This window comes from Ruegeria sp. 6PALISEP08 (assembly GCF_001238295.1).
GTDB lineage: Bacteria > Pseudomonadota > Alphaproteobacteria > Rhodobacterales > Rhodobacteraceae > Ruegeria.
Window position 1 is genome coordinate 290,204 of the sequence record NZ_LGXZ01000004.1, and the last position, 18,341, is coordinate 308,544.

The following is an 18,341-nucleotide window of genomic DNA, read 5'->3' on the forward strand; positions in this document are numbered from 1 at the left end:
TTCCTTTTCCTATCCACGTTGTGACGGGTGCCAGAACGTCACGACCTTCTCGATGCCTGCGACAAGGCCGTAAAATGCGGTACCGGCAAGCGCAGCCACCACGATCTCGGCCCAGACCATATCAAGCGACAGCTGACCGACGCTGGTCGAAATCCGAAAGCCCATCCCCACGATCGGCGAGCCAAAGAACTCTGCCACAATGGCACCAATCAAAGCCAAAGTTGTCGAAATCTTCAACCCATTGAAAATGAAAGGCATCGCCGCAGGCAAACGAAGTTTCAGAAAACTCTGCCAGTAGGTTGCAGCATAAGTCTCCATCAAGTCGCGCTGCATCGCGGTGGCTTCACGCAGCCCGGCCACGGTGTTGACCAGCATCGGAAAGAACACCATCACAACAACCACCGCCGCTTTGGAATGCCAATCAAACCCGAACCACATGACCAGGATAGGTGCCGTGCCGACGATGGGAAGTGCCGCCACGAAATTCCCGACAGGCAAAAGGCCGAGGCGCAGGAAGTCCCACCGATCCACAGCAATGGCCATAAGGAATGCTGCTCCGCACCCGATGACATAACCGCTGAGCGCACCCTTCAGGATTGTTTGAACAAAATCCGCCCAAAGAATGCCCAGGCTATCGGCAAAGCGCAGCGCGATGGCAGAGGGCGCAGGCAGGATAACCAACGGCACCTCAAGTCCGCGCACCAACAACTCCCACGCGCCGACAACGGTCAGCCCGAAAATCACCGGTGCCAGAAAGCGAACGAACTGGCTGTTTGCCTGAGGACCACTGGCCAGCCGGGTGTTCAGCCACCAGCCAACAGCCCACAGCAACAGAGCAAAGATAACCAACATCATTGTGCCATCCCCATCCGCTTCAGGACCATCCGTTCAATCACTCCGAGCAGCCCGACCAGACAGGCCGCCAGAATGGCCGCTGCAAACAGGGCCGACCAGATCTGAACCGTTTGGCCATAGTAGCTACCAGCCAGCAGACGCGCGCCCAGCCCGGCAACGGCCCCCGTCGGCAGCTCGCCCACGATTGCACCAACCAAAGACGCCGCGATACCGATTTTCAGTGACGTAAACAGGTAAGGCATCGACGCAGGCAGGCGCAGTTTCCAGAAACCCTGCGACCGGCTGGCACTATAGGTCCGCAACAGATCCAGCTGCATCGCATCGGGGCTGCGCAATCCTTTGACCATACCAACGACAACCGGGAAGAAGCTCAGATAGGCCGAGATGATCGCCTTGGGGATGATCCCCTGAACGCCAACCGAATACAGGACAACAATGATCATAGGGGCCAGCGCAATAATGGGGATCGTCTGACTTACAATGGCCCATGGCATGACAGACAAATCCATCACGCGGCTATGAACGATCCCGACAGCCAGCAGGATGCCCAGGCCCGTACCGATCACAAAGCCAAGCATCGTCGCGCTGAGTGTCACCCAACCATGATAGATCAGCGACCGTTTCGAGGTGATATTCTTCTCGACAGTCGTTTCCCACAGTTCAATCACGACTTGATGGGGTGATGGCAAACGGGGTTTTTTTTGCTCCCACGCGGCGGGGATCGCAAACGTGTTGTTTGTAACCAGCCCGAATTCCCCCAAGTCGCGGCGCGCGCTTGCAGTGGGCGGCTGAACCTCGGCCCCGCCCCGTTCAAGTTCACTCAGAACACCCTTGATGTTCATCGGAACACAGGCCGCGTACCAGATCAGGGCGATTACAGCGACAACAGTGAGTACGGCAAAGACCTGCTTCATGCGCGCCACTCCATGCGATAGACGGGCACAGTGTCCGGAGGTACAGGCGGTTCTTCTGCGGTCACTTCAAACCCTTCACGGCGATAAAAGCGCTGCGCTGCCGTATTGGGTCTGTGTGTTGTCAGCCATAGAAACTCTCTTCCCTCTTTGGCGATTTCGACAAACCGCTTGCCGATGCCTTGCCCAGTGCGGCTACAATACAGCGCGCCGATCTTCTGCTGCTCGGGATCAACCGACATATAGCAATCGACCGGATCACCGGCGACCCAGATTTCACGACTGTCGAATGCATCGCCGATCAGGTTCGCCAGTTCTTCCACCGGCAATTCCTCGGACATCCAGTCTGTTTGCTTTGCCCAGTCATGAATGACCTTGGCGCAGGAAGTCACGTCACCTGGCACGGCGCGTCTGATCTTATCTGCGTTCAGTTCAGCTGTCATAGGAATGCCCCGCCCGCAGTCCATCCCTCACGCGATGCGCGACCTCGATGAATTCCGGTGTGTCACGAATGTCCAATGGCCGTTCTTTGGGCAGAGGGCTATCGATTACATCCGTTATCCGCCCCGGTCTCGGGCTCATGACCACGATTTTGGTGCTCAGATACACGGCTTCGGGGATCGAATGCGTCACGAACCCGATCGTCTTTTCGGTCCGCGCCCAGAGCGCCAGAAGCTGCTCGTTCAGGTGATCGCGCACAATCTCATCCAACGCGCCAAACGGTTCGTCCATCAGCAGGATGTCGGCATCGAAGGCCAGCGCCCGCGCGATACTGGCCCGCTGCTGCATCCCACCAGACAATTGCCAGGGGAACTTGCCTTCAAACCCAGCAAGATCAACAAGTTCCAAGACCTTGCTCACCCGTTCTTCCTGCTCTGCAGCAGAGTATCCCATAATCTCAAGAGGCAGCTTGATGTTCTTGGCGATTGTGCGCCATGGGTAAAGCCCAGCCGCTTGAAAGACGTACCCATATGCCCGGTTTCGACGCGCTTCATCGGGGGTCATGCCATTCACGGTCAGCGTCCCGCCCGTGGGTGTTTCCAGCGCCGCGATACACCGCAGAAACGTGGTTTTGCCGCATCCGGACGGCCCGATGAAGCTAACGAACTCACCCTTGTCGATCGTCAGGTTCACGTCCTTGAGCGCGTGGATCGGGCCGTCGTTGGTTTGGAAGGTGAGGTCCAGCTGCCTTGCCTCGATGACGGGCTGGGTCGTGCTTTCAGTGTTCATTTTATTGCCTTGAAAAGAGTGTTGTCAGGGCCGCCTGCAAAGCGGCCCAAACGGATCAAACACCGGTCGCCGGAATGCCCGTCCGCTCAACGGGTCTTGGGGCTGTCAGCTCTTTCCACGTGCTCAAAGCCTTGTTGACGGTCGTGTTCGCCTCGCGCGCCACAAAGTCACCGTGACCTTCCTGCGTCCGGATCTCGCCATCGTGCACCGCTACGTGGCCTCGTGTCAGCGTAAAGCGTGGCAGACCTTTGACCTCTTTGCCTTCGAACACGTTGTAGTCGATCGAAGATTGTTGCACATCGGCGCGGATCGTCTTGGCTTTTTCAGGGTCCCAAACCACCAGATCCGCATCCGCACCAACAAGAACTGCCCCCTTTTTCGGATAGCAATTCAATATCTTGGCGATGTTAGTTGAAGTGACGGCTACAAACTCATTCGGTGTCAGACGCCCTGTATTCACCCCGTGGGTCCATAGCATTGGCATCCGGTCTTCAAGTCCTCCGGTCCCGTTCGGAATCTTGGTAAAATCGCCCACACCATAGCGCTTCTGCTCGGTGGTAAAGGCACAATGGTCTGTGGCCACGACACTCAGAGACCCCGACTGAAGACCGTTCCAAAGGCTGTCCTGATGCTGCTTGTTCCGGAATGGGGGGCTCATGACCCGGCGCGCTGCGTGATCCCAATCCTTATTGAAATATTCGCTCTCATCCAGTGTGAGATGCTGGATCAGAGGTTCCCCCCACACCCGTTTGCCCTGCATCTTGGCGCGCCGAATGGCCTCATGTGCTTCTTCGCAGGACGTATGCACTACATAAAGCGGAACCCCCGCCATATCGGCAATCATGATGGCCCGGTTCGTGGCCTCGCCTTCAACCTGCGGTGGGCGCGAATATGCGTGTGCCTCTGGTCCGGTATTGCCTTCGGCCAGCAGCTTGGCGCTTAGCTCGGCCACCACATCACCATTCTCGGCATGCACCATAGCAGTTCCACCTAGCTCGGCCAGGCGTTTAAAAGATGCAAACAGCTCATCATCATTCACCATCAACGCGCCCTTATAGGCCATGAAATGCTTGAACGTGTTGATGCCACGCGTCTCGATCACTGTCTTGATGTCGTCGAAGACCTGTTCGCCCCACCATGTAACCGCCATGTGGAACGAATAATCACAATTCGCCCGTGTCGATTTGTTGTCCCAGCGCTTCAACGCATCCAGCAGGCTTTCGCCGGGGTTGGGCAACGCAAAATCCACGACCATCGTCGTGCCGCCAGCCAAAGCGGCACGCGTGCCGCTTTCGAAATCGTCGCTGGAATAGGTGCCCATAAAAGGCATCTCCAAGTGGGTATGCGGATCGATCCCGCCCGGCATCACATAACAGCCGGTTGCATCCAGTTCCTTGTCCCCCCTCAGATCCATCCCGATCTCGGTGATCACACCCCCTTCGACCAGGACATCTGCTTTGTACGACAAATCCGCAGTGACGACCGTTCCGTTCTTGATAACTGTGCTCATTATAATCTCCCTGATGCGGTCTGCGCCGCTTGCTTCATCTGGCTAAAAATATCCCGGGGGAGTCGCCCGTCAGGCGACGGGGGCAGAGCCCCCTACTCCACGATCTCCGCCGTCTCGACGACCGCATGCAACAGAACATCCGTCCCAGCCGAAGCCCACTCCTTGCTGATCTCTTCCGCCTCGTTATGGCTTAACCCGTCCACGCATGGGCACATGATCATTGCCGTCGGTGCCACCCGGTTGATCCAGCAGGCGTCATGCCCCGCGCCCGAGATGATATCTGTATGCGAATAGCCCAGCCGCTCGGCTGCATTGCGCACGGCAGACACGCAATCGTCGTCGAAATTCACCGGATCGAACCCACCGACCTTTTCGAACTCAATCTTTAGGCCCATTTCCTCAACGATGTCTTCGGCCGCCACCCGCAGACGGTTCTCCATATCGGTGATTACATCCAACTCGGGCGAGCGGAAATCGACCGTGAACACTGCCTTTCCCGGGATCACGTTACGTGAGTTCGGATACACATCGATATGACCTGCCGCCCCGACTGCGTGTGGCGCATGTGACCAGGCAATCTCGTCCACTTTCTCCAGAATACGCGCCATTGCCAGCCCGGCGTTCTTACGCATCGGCATCGGTGTTGAACCGGTATGGGCATCATTGCCGGTCACGGTGATCTGGGTCCAGCTCAACCCTTGCCCGTGTGTAACAACGCCAATATCCTTACCTTCGGCCTCCAGAATCGGGCCCTGTTCGATATGCAGTTCAAAAAATGCGTGCATCTTCCGCGCGCCGACTTCCTCATCACCGCGCCAGCCGATGCGATTGAGCTCATCACCAAATTTCTTACCCTCGGCATCCTCGCGCTCATACGCCCAGTCCTGCGTGTGCATTCCGGCGAACACCCCCGAAGACAGCATGGCGGGCGCATAGCGCGTGCCTTCTTCATTGGTCCAATTGGTCGCCACGATGGGATGCTTCGTCTTGATCCCAAGATCGTTGAGGGTCCGGATGATTTCCAGCCCCCCTAAAACGCCCAGAACACCATCATACTTCCCGCCCGTCGGCTGCGTATCCAGATGCGATCCGACATAGACCGGCAGTGCATCCGGATCTGTCCCTTCGCGGTGTGCAAACATGTTGCCCATCTGGTCCAAGCCCATGGAACAGCCTGCTTCCTCGCACCATTTCTGGAACAGGGCGCGGCCCGCGGCGTCCTCGTCGGTCAGGGTTTGACGGTTGTTGCCGCCGGCCACACCGGGGCCGATCTTGGCCATCTCCATCAAGCTGTCCCACAACCTGTCGCCATTGATCCTGAGATTCTGCGCCGGAGCTGCCATGTTCATCTTCCCTGCTTGCTTGCGATTTGGCTCGCTTTTGGTGTCTTGATTTGACCATCTGGTCAAACTCACGCTATCACGGGTTCGATATCAGTCAAGAAATTGCGCGGCACAGCTTGAATTTTCACTGAATTCCGCGCCTTTCGACAAAAAAAGAGACACGCCGAAAACATGCCGAAAGACCGCGCACCGACTCGCATTCAGAAAAAGAACCGCGCCGCGATCCTCGAGGCCGCCCTGAACGTGTTTTCAGCACACGGGTTTCGCGGATCGACCGTGGATCAAATCGCTATTGAGGCGGGGCTGAGCAAGCCAAATCTGCTGTATTATTTCCCGTCGAAAGAGGCCATCCATACGGAGCTTTTGTCGAGCCTGCTTGAGACCTGGCTGGCCCCTCTGCACGACCTCGACGAAAATGGCGATCCGATGGAAGAAATCCTGTCCTACATCCAGCGAAAGCTGCAGATGAGTCAGGAACTGCCACGCGAAAGCCGCCTTTTTGCCAACGAACTGGTTCAAGGCGCGCCGCGTATCCACGAGGCTTTGTCCAATGACCTCAAAGAACTGGTCGATGAAAAAACCGTGATCCTAACGCGCTGGATGGATCAGGGAAAGATCGCGCGGCTGCACCCCTATCACCTGATGTTTTCGATCTGGGCGCTGACGCAGCATTACGCTGATTTCGAGGTTCAGGTGCGTGCGATTTTGGGCGAAGAGGATCCGTTTGAAGGTGCCGGTCCCTTTGTCGATACATTGTATCGAAAACTTCTGACCCCCTGAAAAAAGGGGCCGCAAAACCGGCCCCTTGGTAATCTGTTGCGATCCCTTTACTCAGCCGCCTTGGCCATCGGGTTGTTCGGATGCGTGGTCCAGTTTGCATAAGATGGCTGAACCTCTTTGCCTGTGCGCGGATCGACCTCGCCTGCTGCCATCTGCACCATCGAGATGCAGTCTTCGACCGGGCAGACATCAACACAGAGGTTACAGGCGACGCATTCCTCGTCGATCACCTCGAACACCCGGTCCTCCGACATCGAAATCGCCTGGTGGCTGGTGTCTTCGCAGGCCGCATAGCAACGGCCACATTTGATGCACTGGTCCTGATCGATCTTCGCTTTGGCGATATAGTTCAGGTTCAGATACTTCCAGTCGGTGACATTGGGCACCGCACGACCGATCACCTCGTCAATGCTGGAATAACCTTTTTCATCCATCCATTCAGACAGACCCGCCGTCAACTCGTCGATGATCTTGAAGCCATAGGTCATCGCGGCAGTACAAACTTGAACATTGCCGCAACCCAGCGAAATGAATTCAGCCGCGTCGCGCCATGTGGTGACGCCGCCAATGCCGGAAATCGGCATGCCATGCGTGGCCTCAGCCCGCGCGATTTCGGATACCATGGACAGAGCAATCGGTTTCACCGCAGGGCCGCAATAGCCACCGTGGCTGCCTTTGCCGTCGATCGACGGCTCTGGGCTGAACGTGTCCAGATTGACGCTGGTGATCGAGTTGATCGTGTTGATCAGCGACACAGCATCCGCACCACCATTTCTGGCTGCCGCAGCTGGTTTGCGGACATCCGTGATATTCGGCGTTAGCTTCACGATGACAGGGCGATCATAGTATTTCTTGCACCAGCGCGTGACCATTTCGATGTATTCCGGCACCTGACCTACGGCTGAACCCATGCCACGCTCACTCATACCGTGGGGACAGCCGAAGTTCAGTTCGATCCCATCGGCGCCGGTTTCTGCGACGCGCGGCAGAATCGCCTTCCATGCCTCTTCCTCACACGGAACCATGATCGAGGCGATCAGCGCGCGATCCGGGTAGTCCGCCTTGACCCGCGCCATTTCCTCGAGGTTCACTTCCAATGGCCGGTCAGTGATCAACTCGATGTTGTTCAGGCCCAGCAACCTGCGGTCAGCCCCATAAATAGCGCCATAGCGTGGGCCGTTCACGTTCACGACCGGCGGACCTTCGGCCCCCAGCGTTTTCCAGACAACACCACCCCATCCGGCCTCGAAGGCACGTCGGACGTTATATTCCTTGTCGGTCGGCGGCGCTGAGGCCAGCCAGTAAGGGTTGGGGCTGGAAATGCCCAGAAAGTTTGTCGTCAGATCGGCCATGGCTTCTCCCTTCCCGGCTCAGCCGGATTTCTTGAATATCATTTCAGTCGGGCGGATGCGCCCGGCCTTTAGGTTTGTGACGTAATTCTGGAACTTTTCGGGCGCCGTCTCGCCCATCATCAGGTGGATCCCCAGCGGCGCGGGGCCGCTTTCGGCAATTTTGGCAAAGACATCCTCGAAGAACTGTATCGCAAATTCGGTGCGGTCGGATTCGGTCTCAAGTTCAAGTCCCGCCGCTGCCGCTGCGTTTTTGTACACGTCTGGCGCGTGAACGAAGGAAGTCTCTGGCACAGTGGACCAGGGAAGCGGGAAAGCCAGCGGCTCATCCATGTCTCCGCCCATGACATCGAACAGGGCAAAGGTTCCACCCGTGGCGAGCGTCCGCGACACTTCGGCAAAAAGCCCAGTCTTATCCTCGATGTTCATGCCAACATGCATCATGACCGCAAGGTCAAATCCCGCGTCCGGCACCGGCATATCCAATGCGCTGCCCACGTGAAAACTGGCCTTCTCGGAATGCCCGACCAGGTCGCTCAGCGCTGTAGCCGTTTCAACGAATTCCGGCGTCAGATCGATGCCGGTCACCGTTGAATCATAGCGATCCACGATGTACCGCGAGGTACCACCAATACCGCACCCGACGTCAAGAATGCGTGTTGCATGGGTCGGCGACAGTTGCCCAAACAGGTTGTCCGTCGCCAGAACGCCGCCCGTGTGGAACTCGTCCCCTGCCTTCAGATCGGCAACGGTGGCCGCATCGGGATCGATGCCGCTGGCTTCAAGCGCCGCGCGGACGCGTTCGGTCAGGGCACCGGTGGTATAATGTTGAGCAACAGCTTGTTCGATCTGGGACATGGGAATACCTCAGCAGCGAAAGGAATGGGGTGAGTACCCCACCCTATCACGAAACGAGCGTCGCGTGGATGTCCATCGCCGCGTCCCGACCTTCGGCAACTGCGGTCACAGTCAGGTCTTCCCCCCCCGCAGCGCAATCACCGCCTGCCCAGACCCCGGTCAAGGAGGTGCGGCCAGCCCCGCTAACGGCAATCTTGTTGCCGTCCAGAGTCAGCCCTTCTGGCGCGCCTTCCAGAGTTTGACCGATGGCTTTGAGCACCTGATCGGCTGGCAGACGGATCGTCTCGCCAGTACCCGTGAGCTGACCGTTCTGGCTGGACGTATATTCTAGTTCGATCTCGGCTGCAGTTCCGTTGCCGTGTACAGCCACCGGCTGCACATTGGGCAGGATTCGAACGCCGTGTGAGGCCGCCAAATCCTGTTCATACCGGCTTGCGCCCATGGCGTCGCGACCTCGGCGGTACGCGATGGTAACGTGTTCAGCACCCAGCAGCTTGGACTTCACAGCCGCATCCACCGCTGTCATGCCCCCGCCAATGACAACAACATTTCGACCTACCGGCAGATTGGCGAGGTCGCTGGCCTGCCGCACGTCCGAGATGAAATCGACTGCTGCGCGCACACCGTCCTTGTCGACACCGCCTGCACGCAGGGCGTTTACGCCGACGAGGCCGATGGACAAAAAAACCGCATCGTAGTTTTCGACAAGACCCTCCAGCGAGATGCTTTCACCCAGAGCCGATCCGGTTTCAATCGCGATGCCGCCTATTTTCAGCAGCCAGTCTACCTCGGCCTGCGCAAAGTCATTGGTCGATTTATAGGCAGCGATGCCATATTCGTTCAGGCCACCGGGCTTGGGTTTGCTTTCATGGATCACGACGTCATGACCCAGCATCGCCAGCCGATGCGCACACGCCAAACCTGCGGGCCCTGCCCCGACAACAGCCACTGTCTTGCCGGTCGAGGCCGCACGGTCGAACGGATGCGCACCCGAGGCCATGATGTCATCGGTCGCAAAGCGCTGCAGGCGACCGATCTCAACCGGTTTACCCTCGGCGGTTTCGCGAACACAGGCCTCTTCACATAGTGTTTCCGTCGGGCAGACACGGGCGCACATCCCGCCCAGAATGTTCTGTTCAAGAATAGTCCGCCCCGCCGATTGTGGCTGCCCGGCCTGAATCTGGCGAATGAACAACGGAATATCGATATCCGTTGGACACGCGGTTACGCATGGTGCGTCATAGCAGAAATAACAGCGATCTGCGGCAACGGCGGCCTCGTGCGGGGCCAGCGGCGGATGCAGATCGGTGAAATTCGAGGTCAGCTCATCGCTTGAAAGCCGCCCGGAGACGATCCCGGGTGCCATCTGGCCCTGTGCCATCACTCTACTCCCTGTAGATATGTTTGTTATGCTCTCAGCTTGCCACAAAAAAAATTTTTATCAATTGGTAAAATTTATCAAAGGGTCAAAAAATTGAAAAACTGGGCCAAATGACCCGGATTACGTTTGGTTTTGTGTAATTTTGAGGCGGACGAGACCTCAGATCATGGTGCCGAGATGACCGGACTTGGTCCAAACCCGCGCGCCGAGCTGCCCTGCAATGGCCTGCGTTCGCGTACCCGGCGGCAAGCGCAACCAGTCCCATTTCGCGAATTGCTCGCCCTTTTCGGCAAAGCCCCCGTCAATGACAAAGACTTCCATGCCTTGGTCGGCGTTCAACTCAATTGTGTCCCCTGCAGCCCAGCTTTGCACGTGAACATCTTCATGGTCGTCTTGGAACAGCTGCACATCATCTGCACCGTTGACAGACTTTCGCACCTCTGTCCGATCTTGCGGGTTGAACTGGTGGAGCTTGACCAGAATGGTCGCCCCTTCGGCTGCCGATGGCGTATGAGACGAAGTGGGCGGGTTGCGCACGTAACTTCCAACAGGGAAATCCCCGGTTTCATCCTGAAAAACACCATCGAGAACCAGGTATTCCTCTCCACCATCATGCGTATGTGCTGAAAATGCGCTTCCGGGGGCAAAGCGGACGATTGTCGTGGCGCGGGCAACCTCGTCGCCAATGCGATCCAGCATTTTGCGCTCAACCCCTGCGGCTGGGGAAGCCACCCATTCGGTTTCGTCAAAATGAACCGCAACCCGCTTGGTGAAATCTGCGTTGATCCGCATGTTCGCCTCTTTTATTTAGTGATCCTGATAGAAATGGGAACTTGCGATGGAATTGCAAACTTTCGCCTTTTGACGGCTTGGGTTTGGTGTTGTACTCCGGGACGAAGGGTGCTGGATCACGCACCCATCGGAAACGGGCGCAGATGCAAGCAAATCCACAGAAATTTAACATCGCCGTTGTCGGGCAAAACAATCGCCTGCAATACGAGGCCCTGTTATTTGCCGCATCGTTGCGCCACAGCTCACCCCAATTTGAAGGCAGGCTGTTTGTCGCCACGCCCAATCCCGGACCACGTTGGAGCCAGAACCCCAGCATTCAAGACGAAGATGTTCTGAAGGCGCTGAACCAATTGGATGCCGAAATTTTGCCCTTCGACTCGCATGTCTTTGGCGAAAGTTATCCTTACGGCAACAAGATCGAGGCCCTGTTGGCCCTGCCAGAAGATGAGCCCTTTGTGTTCTTTGACACCGACACGCTGATCACCGGTGACATCTCAACCGTGCCCTTTGATTTCGACCACCCAGGCGCGTCGTTGAAGGTTGAGGGGACATGGCCAAAGCCAACGCTCTACGGCCCCGGATTCGACGGTATATGGCGGGCGCTGTATCGGCGGTTCGGGCTGGATTTCGAAGACTCGCTGGATACCAGCCAACCCCATGATTACTGGCGGCGGTATCTGTATTTCAACGCGGGCTATTTCTTCTACAAGTGCCCAAGAGTTTTTGGCGAGCGCTATCTGGACTATGCCAAAGCGATCCGAGATGAACATATTCCGGAGCTGACGGGCCAAAATCTTGACCCGTGGCTGGATCAGGCCGCCCTTCCTCTTGTCATCCATTCGTTCGGCGGTGGTCGGGATGCGCTGCCTGACGGTCTGCTCGACGGCTCTGTCAGCTGTCACTACCGCCTGTTCCCCATGCTCTACGCCCGTGAAAGTGATCACGTTATCGAGGTTTTGGAAACCGTTGTGGCACCGAACAAGGTCAAGAAGGTGCTCAAGCAATATGATCCGCTGAAAAAGCTGGTTCTGCAGGGGAAAGGCGCAAGAATCCGGGCCCTGTTTGATCAGGACAACCTGCCGCGACGCGAACAGGCCATCCGCAACACGATCAAAAGCAAAGGGCTTTGGCTGCGCTGACAGGATCGTTGTGCGCAAGCGGGCAATCGCCTACAGATTCAGCAACCCAAATTCCAACAGGAGATTTTCAAGATGTCTGACGGCCCCACTTACGGTTTCGACACGTTGCAGATTCACGCGGGCGCCCGCCCCGACCCGGCGACCGGAGCGCGCCAGACACCGATCTATCAGACCACGGCCTATGTCTTTCGCGATGCGGATCACGCCGCAGCCCTGTTCAACCTGCAAGAGGTGGGCTTTATCTATTCCCGCCTAACCAACCCAACCGTCGCTGTGTTGCAGGAACGCGTGGCGACGCTTGAGGGCGGTGTTGGGGCTGTTTGCTGCTCATCCGGTCACGCGGCGCAAATCATGGCGCTGTTCCCACTGATGGGACCGGGTTGCAACGTCGTCGCCTCGACCCGTTTGTATGGCGGTACGGTCACGCAGTTCAGCCAGACCATCAAACGCTTTGGCTGGTCGGCTAAGTTTGTCGACACCGACGATCTTGACGCGGTGAAGGACGCTATCGACGAAAACACCCGTGCGGTGTTCTGCGAATCCATCGCCAACCCCGGAGGTTATGTCACCGATATCCGTGCCTTGGCGGACGTTTCTGATGCGGCTGGCATTCCACTGATCGTCGACAACACCTCGGCCACGCCATACCTGTGCCGCCCGATCGAACTTGGTGCGACGCTGGTTGTGCATTCGACCACCAAGTACCTAACCGGCAACGGCACTGTTACCGGTGGCTGCATTGTGGATTCGGGCAAGTTCGACTGGTCCGCAAATGACAAGTTCCCCTCGCTCAGCGAACCGGAGCAGGCCTATCACGGTCTGAAATTCCACGAAACGTTCGGGCCCTTGGCCTTCACCTTCCACGGCATCGCCATTGGCTTGCGTGATTTGGGCATGACTATGAACCCGCAAGCCGCGCATTATACGCTGATGGGGATCGAAACCCTGTCGCTGCGGATGGAACGCCACGTCGAGAACGCCAAGAAGATCGCGGCCTGGCTGGAAGCTGATGATCGCGTGGATTACGTCACCTATGCAGGTCTGCCCTCATCGCCCTATCACGACCGGGTCAAGTCGCAATACAAACGTGGCGCTGGTGCCCTGTTCACCTTTGCGGTCAAAGGCGGGTACGACGCCTGTATCAAACTGGTCAACGCATTGGAGATCTTCAGCCACGTGGCCAATCTGGGCGATGCACGGTCGCTGATCATCCACTCGGCCTCGACCACCCACCGTCAGCTGACTCCGGAACAGCAAGAGGCCGCGGGTGCGGGTCCGGGTGTCGTGCGCGTGTCCATCGGGATTGAGGACGCGAACGACCTGATCGCGGATCTGGATCAGGCCTTGGCCAAAGCAAGCGCCTGACGATGGCCGGGCACGACACAAACGACCTTGGCCAACCTATCGGTTTGCCGGTTTCGGGTGACTTTCCGCGCCCAACACCGCCCTATACACCGATGGAAGGTCGATATTGTTCTGTCGTGCCTTTGGACGTGAACAGACATGCGCCCGGACTGTTCCGGGCGTTTGCAAGTGACAGGGATGGACGCAACTGGACCTACCTTCCCTACGGCCCGTTCGACAGCGAGCCGGAATTTGAAGATTGGGCCCGCGCCAACTGCATGGACGCAGATCCGATGTTCCACACTGTTCTGGGTGGTGATGACGTGCCTTTGGGCATGGCCTCGTACCTAAGGATCGAGCCTGCAGCCGGGGCGATCGAGGTGGGACATATCCACTTCTCGCCCCTGCTTCAGCGCAAACCGCAGTCCACCGAAGTCATGTATCTGATGATGAAGCGGGTGTTCGATGAATTGGGCTATCGCCGCTATGAATGGAAGTGCGATGCGCTGAATGCACCATCCTGCAGCGCGGCAGCGCGGCTGGGCTTCACCTTTGAAGGAGTGTTCCGGCAGGCGACCCATTACAAGGGGCGCAACCGGGATACTGCGTGGTATTCGATTATCGATACCGAATGGCCCCGCGTTCGTGATGCTTTCGAAGCCTGGCTGTCGCCGGACAATTTTGACGACGCGGGCCAGCAACGCATACCGCTGATGGCCCGCGCAAGGGATTAGTCTTAGTCCGAAATCTCGAATTCCATCGAGACGCTGACCGAGACTGAAACTTCCCCGCCCGCAACAGGGACCCCGCCTGCATCGGCCATGCTCATGGCGCGCATCTCTGCCATGGGGCGCACGCCAGCCGATTGCTCAGAGATCGTTTGCACCGGGCCAAGTGTTACTCCAGCCGCCTGTGCCAACTGTTCCGCTTTGGCCTTGGCCTCGCCGACGGCTTCGGCACGGGCCTGCGCCTCCAACGGTTTTGAATCCTGCACACCAAAGCTCAGCCCGCTGAAATCATTGGCACCATCCTGAATGACCGCATCCATAATCTTCCCAAGCCGCGTCAGATCGCGAACGCGCACAAAAACACGGTTCGAGGCAGTGAACCCTGTGATTTCGGGCTTTTCCCCATTCTGCCCGTGCCGCCCCGACCAGACCGGTGACAGTGACAAATCGCGGGTTTGAACGTCCCGGTCTTCGATTCCCATCTCGGTCAGTCGTGACAGGACCTTGGCAACCGCATCCGAAGTCGCCTGCATGGCGGCCCCGGCCTCTGCGTTTTCGTTGGTCACGCCCAGCGTGATTGTTGCCATATCGGGTGCGGTTTGCACGGTTCCGGTTGCATCCACTGTGATGCGACGTTCTTCCGCATGGGCCGCTCCTGCGGCTGTTGCTGCCATCATCGCAGCCAGAAAAGCGAATGTCTTCAAGGTTATCACTCCAATTTTTTCTACTTCAAGATGGGTTGGCGGACCGTCGCCATACAAGAGCAATCCCAGCCTTTTTCTTTCCCTCGGCGGGTTCCTGCTTTAATGTCGGTCTGCGAACGCAAAGTCGTTTGCATTGACGCTGATAATTATGGTTCTTCCGGAATATGAAACCCGCCTTTGCGTTGTCTTTTTCTGCAACCGGAATTTTTCTGCACCACCAATCCGAGGGCGATTGGTACGTTGTCGGCTCGATTCCGCTGGATGAGCAGGATCTGCCCGAGCAAATTCAGGCATTGCGGGAAAAAGCATTTGCCCTTGAAAACGACCTGAGTTGCAAGATCGTACTGCCAGCGGATCAGGTTCGCTTTCTGGACGTCGAAACCGGTGACTTATCTGTCGCAGACCGAAAGGCACGCGTTGAGGCAGCACTGGTCGAGGCGACCCCGTATACTCTGTCCGACCTCAGCTATGACAGCCAGACCGAAGGTGACACAACTCATGTCGCTGTCGTCGCCAAAGAGACTCTGTCTGAGGCGCGGAACTTTGCCATAGGCCATGGCTTTGTACCAACGGTTTTCACCGCTGAAGAAAGCGCAGGCACCTTCCCACGCGAGCCGGTTTTCATAGAGCAATCTGAGCAACCACTTGCAACGCAGCCCGCAGAGCCCAGTGAAACGGATTCGCCCGAAGAGGTTGCCCCCCCCGGCCTGCCTGCTCATCCCATCGCCGGTACGGCTGCACCGGATGCGTTTCGAGCGCCAGACAGCTCCCGCGCTGCACATGTTACCTCACAGCCCGCTTCCAAGCGTTACGCCATTCCGGCCTTTGCCGCCGTGATTCTTCTCGGCGGGGTTTTTGGCGCGTGGCTGGCCTCTGGCCCGACCGAGCAATCGGAGCGGACCGAGTTAAGCCCAGCCGCACCGGAAATATCGGCGCCTGAGGCCAAGGCAATCCCTGACCCCACATCCGAAATTGCTGCTGTCGAGCCGCAGCCAAGCACCCTCCCCGAACCAACCGCAGAAACGACCGAGGAACGCTTCGAACAGGCTGAGCCGAACCCAGTTGCACCAGACGTATTGGCACCCGAGCCCGAAGTCGCCCCTGTGCCGACGCCTGAGGTTGCAGCTGTTGAACCCCAGCAAAGCACGCCGCCTGAACCACCAGTTGATGAGGCCGAGGAACAGCCCGAGCTGTCACCTACGGATGCGGCGATCCTCGAAGCGCTCAAGGTTGCACCAACAGCGGTCGAGCCGATTGCTCAGGATCCCGATGCTCCAAAAGATATCCTTGCCGTGACAGGGATTGACGTGGCCCCCCCCGCTCCTTTGCAAGAGCCGGACGCCGTTGAGCCGGAAGACCTGTATCTGACATCTATCGACAAGTCCGATCTCTCCAATGATGCTGTCGCATTGCCGCCTTCCTCAAGTTTCGACACGGACGTGCCATTCAATCAAGAGGGACTGCCCAGTGTTGCAGGCACGCGGTTCGATCTGGATGATCAGGGGCTTGTTGTCGCCACGCCCGAGGGTGCTTTGAGCCCCGACGGGATCACAGTATATCTGGGCCGCCCCTCCAAGGTCCCGCAACAAGCTCCGCTGCGGTTCGAGGAAGAGCCTGTTGTTGAAGAGGTCGATCAAAGGCTGGCTGGCCTCCGCCCCAAACCACGCCCCGGCGATCTTGAAGAAACGTTCGAACGTCAGCAACTCGGTGGTCAATCGCGCGAAGAACTGGCTGGCAAGCGCCCCAAACCACGCCCCGAAGGTTTGGAAGCCCCTGAAGAGGTGGAAGTAGCTGTCTCTGAGCTGGCCATCATGCGCGTCCCCCGACCCAAGGCGCGACCAGCAGGTCTGGTTGCGGCCAGACCGACCGTTGCAAAGCCGTCCACTCTGGCATCAACAGCGGCGCTGGATCAAAAGCCCGATGATGCAGGATCTTTTCAACCCAAGACGGTAGCACCCAAAATACCTTCGACCGCATCGGTCGCCCGACAGGCTACAATCGACAACGCCATCAACCTGCGTAAGCTGAACCTGATTGGTGTTTATGGCACTCCGGCCAACCGTCGCGCCTTGGTGCGTCTGCCCAGTGGTCGGTACAAGAAACTGAAAGTCGGGGATCGCATTGACGGCGGGAAAGTCATCGCCATCAGCGACAGTGAATTGCGCTATCAGAAAAAGGGCCGCAACGTGACACTGGCGATGCCGCGCAGCTGATCGCGCGGTTCGACGTGACAAAAGATGCGCCGGGGCGTTTTAGGTTCCCGGCGCATTGTTCTTGGATTAGGCAGCGGAAATCTCACCGCTTTCGATCTGCTCACGCTCGATGGATTCGAACAGGGCCTGGAAATTACCTTCACCAAACCCGTCATCCCCCTTGCGTTGAATGAACTCAAAAAAGATCGGGCCGATTACGGTCTTTGAGAAGATCTGCAGCAGAATGCGGGTCTCGCCGCCGTCCAAAACACCCTCACCGTCGATCAGGATGCCGTGCTTCATCATGCGATCCAGCGGCTCTTCATGATCCGTTACGCGATCTTTCGACATCTCGTAATAGGCGGGGTTCGGTCCAGGCATGAATTTCAAACCGTTCTCGGCAATTGCGTCGGTTGAGGCATAGATATCCTCGCTGCCGACAGCGATATGCTGGATGCCTTCGCCCTTGTACTTCTTGAGGTAGGATACAATCTGCCCGGTCTCACCCCGGTCTTCGTTGATCGGAATCCGGATTCGACCGCAGGGCGACGTCAATGCGCGGCTGAACAGGCCTGTGAACTTGCCCTGAATGTCGAAGAAGCGAATTTCGCGGAAATTGAACAGGTCACCATAGAACTCGAACCATTTGTCCATGTTGCCCGTGTAGACATTGTGGGTCAGGTGATCGAGGTAATAGAACCCTTCACCGCGCGGCTTGGATTCCTTGATCCACTCGAATTCCTGATTGTAGGGCGATGTATCGTAATACTGGTCGATGAAATAGATCAGTGACCCGCCAATGCCCTTGATCGCAGGAACATCCATCGTTTTATCGTCCGCATCATAGGGTTCGGCCCCTTTCGACACAGCGTGTTCATACGCTTTCTGCGCGTCGACGACGCGCCATCCCATCGCCGGGGCGCACGGGCCATGCTCGGCTACGAATTTGTCCGCAAAGCTGTCCGGGTCGGCATTCAGGACATAAGTGACATCCCCTTGCTGCCAGAGTTCAACCAGCGGTTTGACCTTGTGACGAGCCACCAGGTCGAACCCCATCTTTGCGAACAGATCGCGCAGTTCCTGCGGTTCGGGATGGGCAAATTCAACAAACTCAAACCCGTCGGTCCCGGCGGGGTTTTCGTCGCTGATCACAGATTTCGGGGCGTTGTGCGGGAATGGACCCATGGCGCGTCTCCTTTGAAGACCGGAAATTTATTGCTGATTC

The 18,341-nt window shown here is 57.5% G+C and carries 17 protein-coding genes; 5 read left to right on the top strand and 12 right to left on the bottom strand.

The genetic code is table 11. The features are described 5' to 3' along the window. Positions 1–9: 9 nt before the first annotated feature. The 6 genes from ALB80_RS08560 to ALB80_RS08585 all read right to left on the bottom strand — a co-directional run bounded on the left by ALB80_RS08560 (position 10) and on the right by ALB80_RS08585 (position 5,849). Positions 10–855, bottom strand: a complete 846-nt coding sequence (locus ALB80_RS08560) for an ABC transporter permease (RefSeq protein WP_050603618.1) — start codon at positions 853–855, stop codon at positions 10–12. Next, positions 852–1,769 (bottom strand): ABC transporter permease, encoded by a 918-nt coding sequence (locus tag ALB80_RS08565; RefSeq protein WP_050603619.1) that lies wholly within the window; start codon positions 1,767–1,769, stop codon positions 852–854. Before ALB80_RS08565 ends, ALB80_RS08560 begins: the two co-directional genes overlap by 4 nt. Further along, positions 1,766–2,209 (bottom strand): N-acetyltransferase, encoded by a 444-nt coding sequence (locus ALB80_RS08570; protein ID WP_050603620.1) that lies wholly within the window; start codon positions 2,207–2,209, stop codon positions 1,766–1,768. The genes ALB80_RS08565 and ALB80_RS08570 overlap by 4 nt, the downstream gene beginning before the upstream one ends. Then, positions 2,199–2,996: an ABC transporter ATP-binding protein gene (locus ALB80_RS08575; protein ID WP_050603621.1), complete on the bottom strand. Its 798-nt coding sequence runs from the start codon at positions 2,994–2,996 to the stop codon at positions 2,199–2,201. Before ALB80_RS08575 ends, ALB80_RS08570 begins: the two co-directional genes overlap by 11 nt. Positions 2,997–3,051: 55 nt before the next feature. Then, positions 3,052–4,506 (bottom strand): dihydropyrimidinase, encoded by a 1,455-nt coding sequence (gene hydA, locus ALB80_RS08580; protein ID WP_050603622.1) that lies wholly within the window; start codon positions 4,504–4,506, stop codon positions 3,052–3,054. 92 nt (positions 4,507–4,598) lie between these two features. Further along, positions 4,599–5,849, bottom strand: a complete 1,251-nt coding sequence (locus ALB80_RS08585; RefSeq protein ID WP_050603623.1) for a Zn-dependent hydrolase — start codon at positions 5,847–5,849, stop codon at positions 4,599–4,601. 171 nt (positions 5,850–6,020) lie between these two features. Between ALB80_RS08585 and ALB80_RS08590 the strand changes: the two genes are divergently transcribed. Then, complete coding sequence (locus ALB80_RS08590) at positions 6,021–6,629, top strand: TetR family transcriptional regulator C-terminal domain-containing protein (RefSeq protein ID WP_050603624.1); 609 nt, start codon at positions 6,021–6,023, stop codon at positions 6,627–6,629. Between the two features lie 47 nt (positions 6,630–6,676). Here the strand turns inward: ALB80_RS08590 and preA are convergent, their stop codons facing one another. The 4 genes from preA to ALB80_RS08610 form a co-directional block, all read right to left on the bottom strand. Continuing rightward, positions 6,677–7,981, bottom strand: coding sequence for an NAD-dependent dihydropyrimidine dehydrogenase subunit PreA (preA, locus tag ALB80_RS08595; protein ID WP_050603625.1), 1,305 nt, complete (start codon positions 7,979–7,981; stop codon positions 6,677–6,679). 18 nt (positions 7,982–7,999) lie between these two features. Continuing rightward, positions 8,000–8,836, bottom strand: coding sequence for a methyltransferase domain-containing protein (locus ALB80_RS08600; protein ID WP_050603626.1), 837 nt, complete (start codon positions 8,834–8,836; stop codon positions 8,000–8,002). 46 nt (positions 8,837–8,882) lie between these two features. Further along, positions 8,883–10,217, bottom strand: a complete 1,335-nt coding sequence (locus ALB80_RS08605; protein WP_050603627.1) for an NAD(P)-dependent oxidoreductase — start codon at positions 10,215–10,217, stop codon at positions 8,883–8,885. A gap of 159 nt (positions 10,218–10,376) precedes the next feature. Further along, positions 10,377–11,009 carry a cupin domain-containing protein gene (locus tag ALB80_RS08610; protein ID WP_050603628.1) on the bottom strand — a complete coding sequence of 211 codons (633 nt, stop codon included), beginning with the start codon at positions 11,007–11,009 and terminating at the stop codon, positions 10,377–10,379. A 143-nt stretch (positions 11,010–11,152) separates the two neighbouring features. Here ALB80_RS08610 and ALB80_RS08615 point away from each other — a divergent pair, with 143 nt between their 5' ends. The 3 genes from ALB80_RS08615 to ALB80_RS08625 all read left to right on the top strand — a co-directional run bounded on the left by ALB80_RS08615 (position 11,153) and on the right by ALB80_RS08625 (position 14,226). Beyond that, entirely contained in the window at positions 11,153–12,148 is a 996-nt protein-coding gene (locus ALB80_RS08615; protein WP_050603629.1) for a hypothetical protein, read from the top strand. A 72-nt stretch (positions 12,149–12,220) separates the two neighbouring features. Beyond that, positions 12,221–13,513, top strand: coding sequence for an O-acetylhomoserine aminocarboxypropyltransferase/cysteine synthase family protein (locus ALB80_RS08620; protein ID WP_050603630.1), 1,293 nt, complete (start codon positions 12,221–12,223; stop codon positions 13,511–13,513). A 2-nt stretch (positions 13,514–13,515) separates the two neighbouring features. Continuing rightward, a complete protein-coding gene (locus ALB80_RS08625; RefSeq protein WP_050603631.1) occupies positions 13,516–14,226 on the top strand; it encodes a GNAT family N-acetyltransferase in 711 nt (236 codons plus the stop codon). A 2-nt stretch (positions 14,227–14,228) separates the two neighbouring features. On the opposite strand, the gene ALB80_RS08630 is transcribed toward ALB80_RS08625, so the two are convergent. Beyond that, positions 14,229–14,933 carry an SIMPL domain-containing protein gene (locus tag ALB80_RS08630; protein WP_371255960.1) on the bottom strand — a complete coding sequence of 235 codons (705 nt, stop codon included), beginning with the start codon at positions 14,931–14,933 and terminating at the stop codon, positions 14,229–14,231. Between the two features lie 155 nt (positions 14,934–15,088). Between ALB80_RS08630 and ALB80_RS08635 the strand changes: the two genes are divergently transcribed. Then, on the top strand, positions 15,089–17,137 hold the full coding sequence (locus ALB80_RS08635) for a hypothetical protein (RefSeq protein WP_050603632.1): 2,049 nt from the start codon (positions 15,089–15,091) through the stop codon (positions 17,135–17,137). Between the two features lie 66 nt (positions 17,138–17,203). On the opposite strand, the gene hppD is transcribed toward ALB80_RS08635, so the two are convergent. After that, complete coding sequence (gene hppD / locus ALB80_RS08640; protein WP_050603633.1) at positions 17,204–18,301, bottom strand: 4-hydroxyphenylpyruvate dioxygenase; 1,098 nt, start codon at positions 18,299–18,301, stop codon at positions 17,204–17,206. Between the last annotated feature and the right edge of the window lie 40 nt (positions 18,302–18,341).

Bases quoted from the DNA above. Each gene is read 5' to 3' on its own strand.
- ALB80_RS08565 (WP_050603619.1), bottom strand. From the start codon at position 1,769: ATGAAGCAGGTCTTTGCCGTACTCACTGTTGTCGCTGTAATCGCCCTG.
- ALB80_RS08560 (WP_050603618.1), bottom strand. From the start codon at position 855: ATGATGTTGGTTATCTTTGCTCTGTTGCTGTGGGCTGTTGGCTGGTGG.
- ALB80_RS08575 (WP_050603621.1), bottom strand. From the start codon at position 2,996: ATGAACACTGAAAGCACGACCCAGCCCGTCATCGAGGCAAGGCAGCTG.
- preA (WP_050603625.1), bottom strand. From the start codon at position 7,981: ATGGCCGATCTGACGACAAACTTTCTGGGCATTTCCAGCCCCAACCCT.
- ALB80_RS08590 (WP_050603624.1), top strand. From the start codon at position 6,021: ATGCCGAAAGACCGCGCACCGACTCGCATTCAGAAAAAGAACCGCGCC.
- ALB80_RS08610 (WP_050603628.1), bottom strand. From the start codon at position 11,009: ATGCGGATCAACGCAGATTTCACCAAGCGGGTTGCGGTTCATTTTGAC.
- ALB80_RS08585 (WP_050603623.1), bottom strand. From the start codon at position 5,849: ATGGCAGCTCCGGCGCAGAATCTCAGGATCAATGGCGACAGGTTGTGG.
- ALB80_RS08620 (WP_050603630.1), top strand. From the start codon at position 12,221: ATGTCTGACGGCCCCACTTACGGTTTCGACACGTTGCAGATTCACGCG.
- hydA (WP_050603622.1), bottom strand. From the start codon at position 4,506: ATGAGCACAGTTATCAAGAACGGAACGGTCGTCACTGCGGATTTGTCG.
- ALB80_RS08600 (WP_050603626.1), bottom strand. From the start codon at position 8,836: ATGTCCCAGATCGAACAAGCTGTTGCTCAACATTATACCACCGGTGCC.
- hppD (WP_050603633.1), bottom strand. From the start codon at position 18,301: ATGGGTCCATTCCCGCACAACGCCCCGAAATCTGTGATCAGCGACGAA.
- ALB80_RS08635 (WP_050603632.1), top strand. From the start codon at position 15,089: ATGAAACCCGCCTTTGCGTTGTCTTTTTCTGCAACCGGAATTTTTCTG.
- ALB80_RS08625 (WP_050603631.1), top strand. From the start codon at position 13,516: ATGGCCGGGCACGACACAAACGACCTTGGCCAACCTATCGGTTTGCCG.
- ALB80_RS08615 (WP_050603629.1), top strand. From the start codon at position 11,153: ATGCAAGCAAATCCACAGAAATTTAACATCGCCGTTGTCGGGCAAAAC.
- ALB80_RS08570 (WP_050603620.1), bottom strand. From the start codon at position 2,209: ATGACAGCTGAACTGAACGCAGATAAGATCAGACGCGCCGTGCCAGGT.
- ALB80_RS08605 (WP_050603627.1), bottom strand. From the start codon at position 10,217: ATGGCACAGGGCCAGATGGCACCCGGGATCGTCTCCGGGCGGCTTTCA.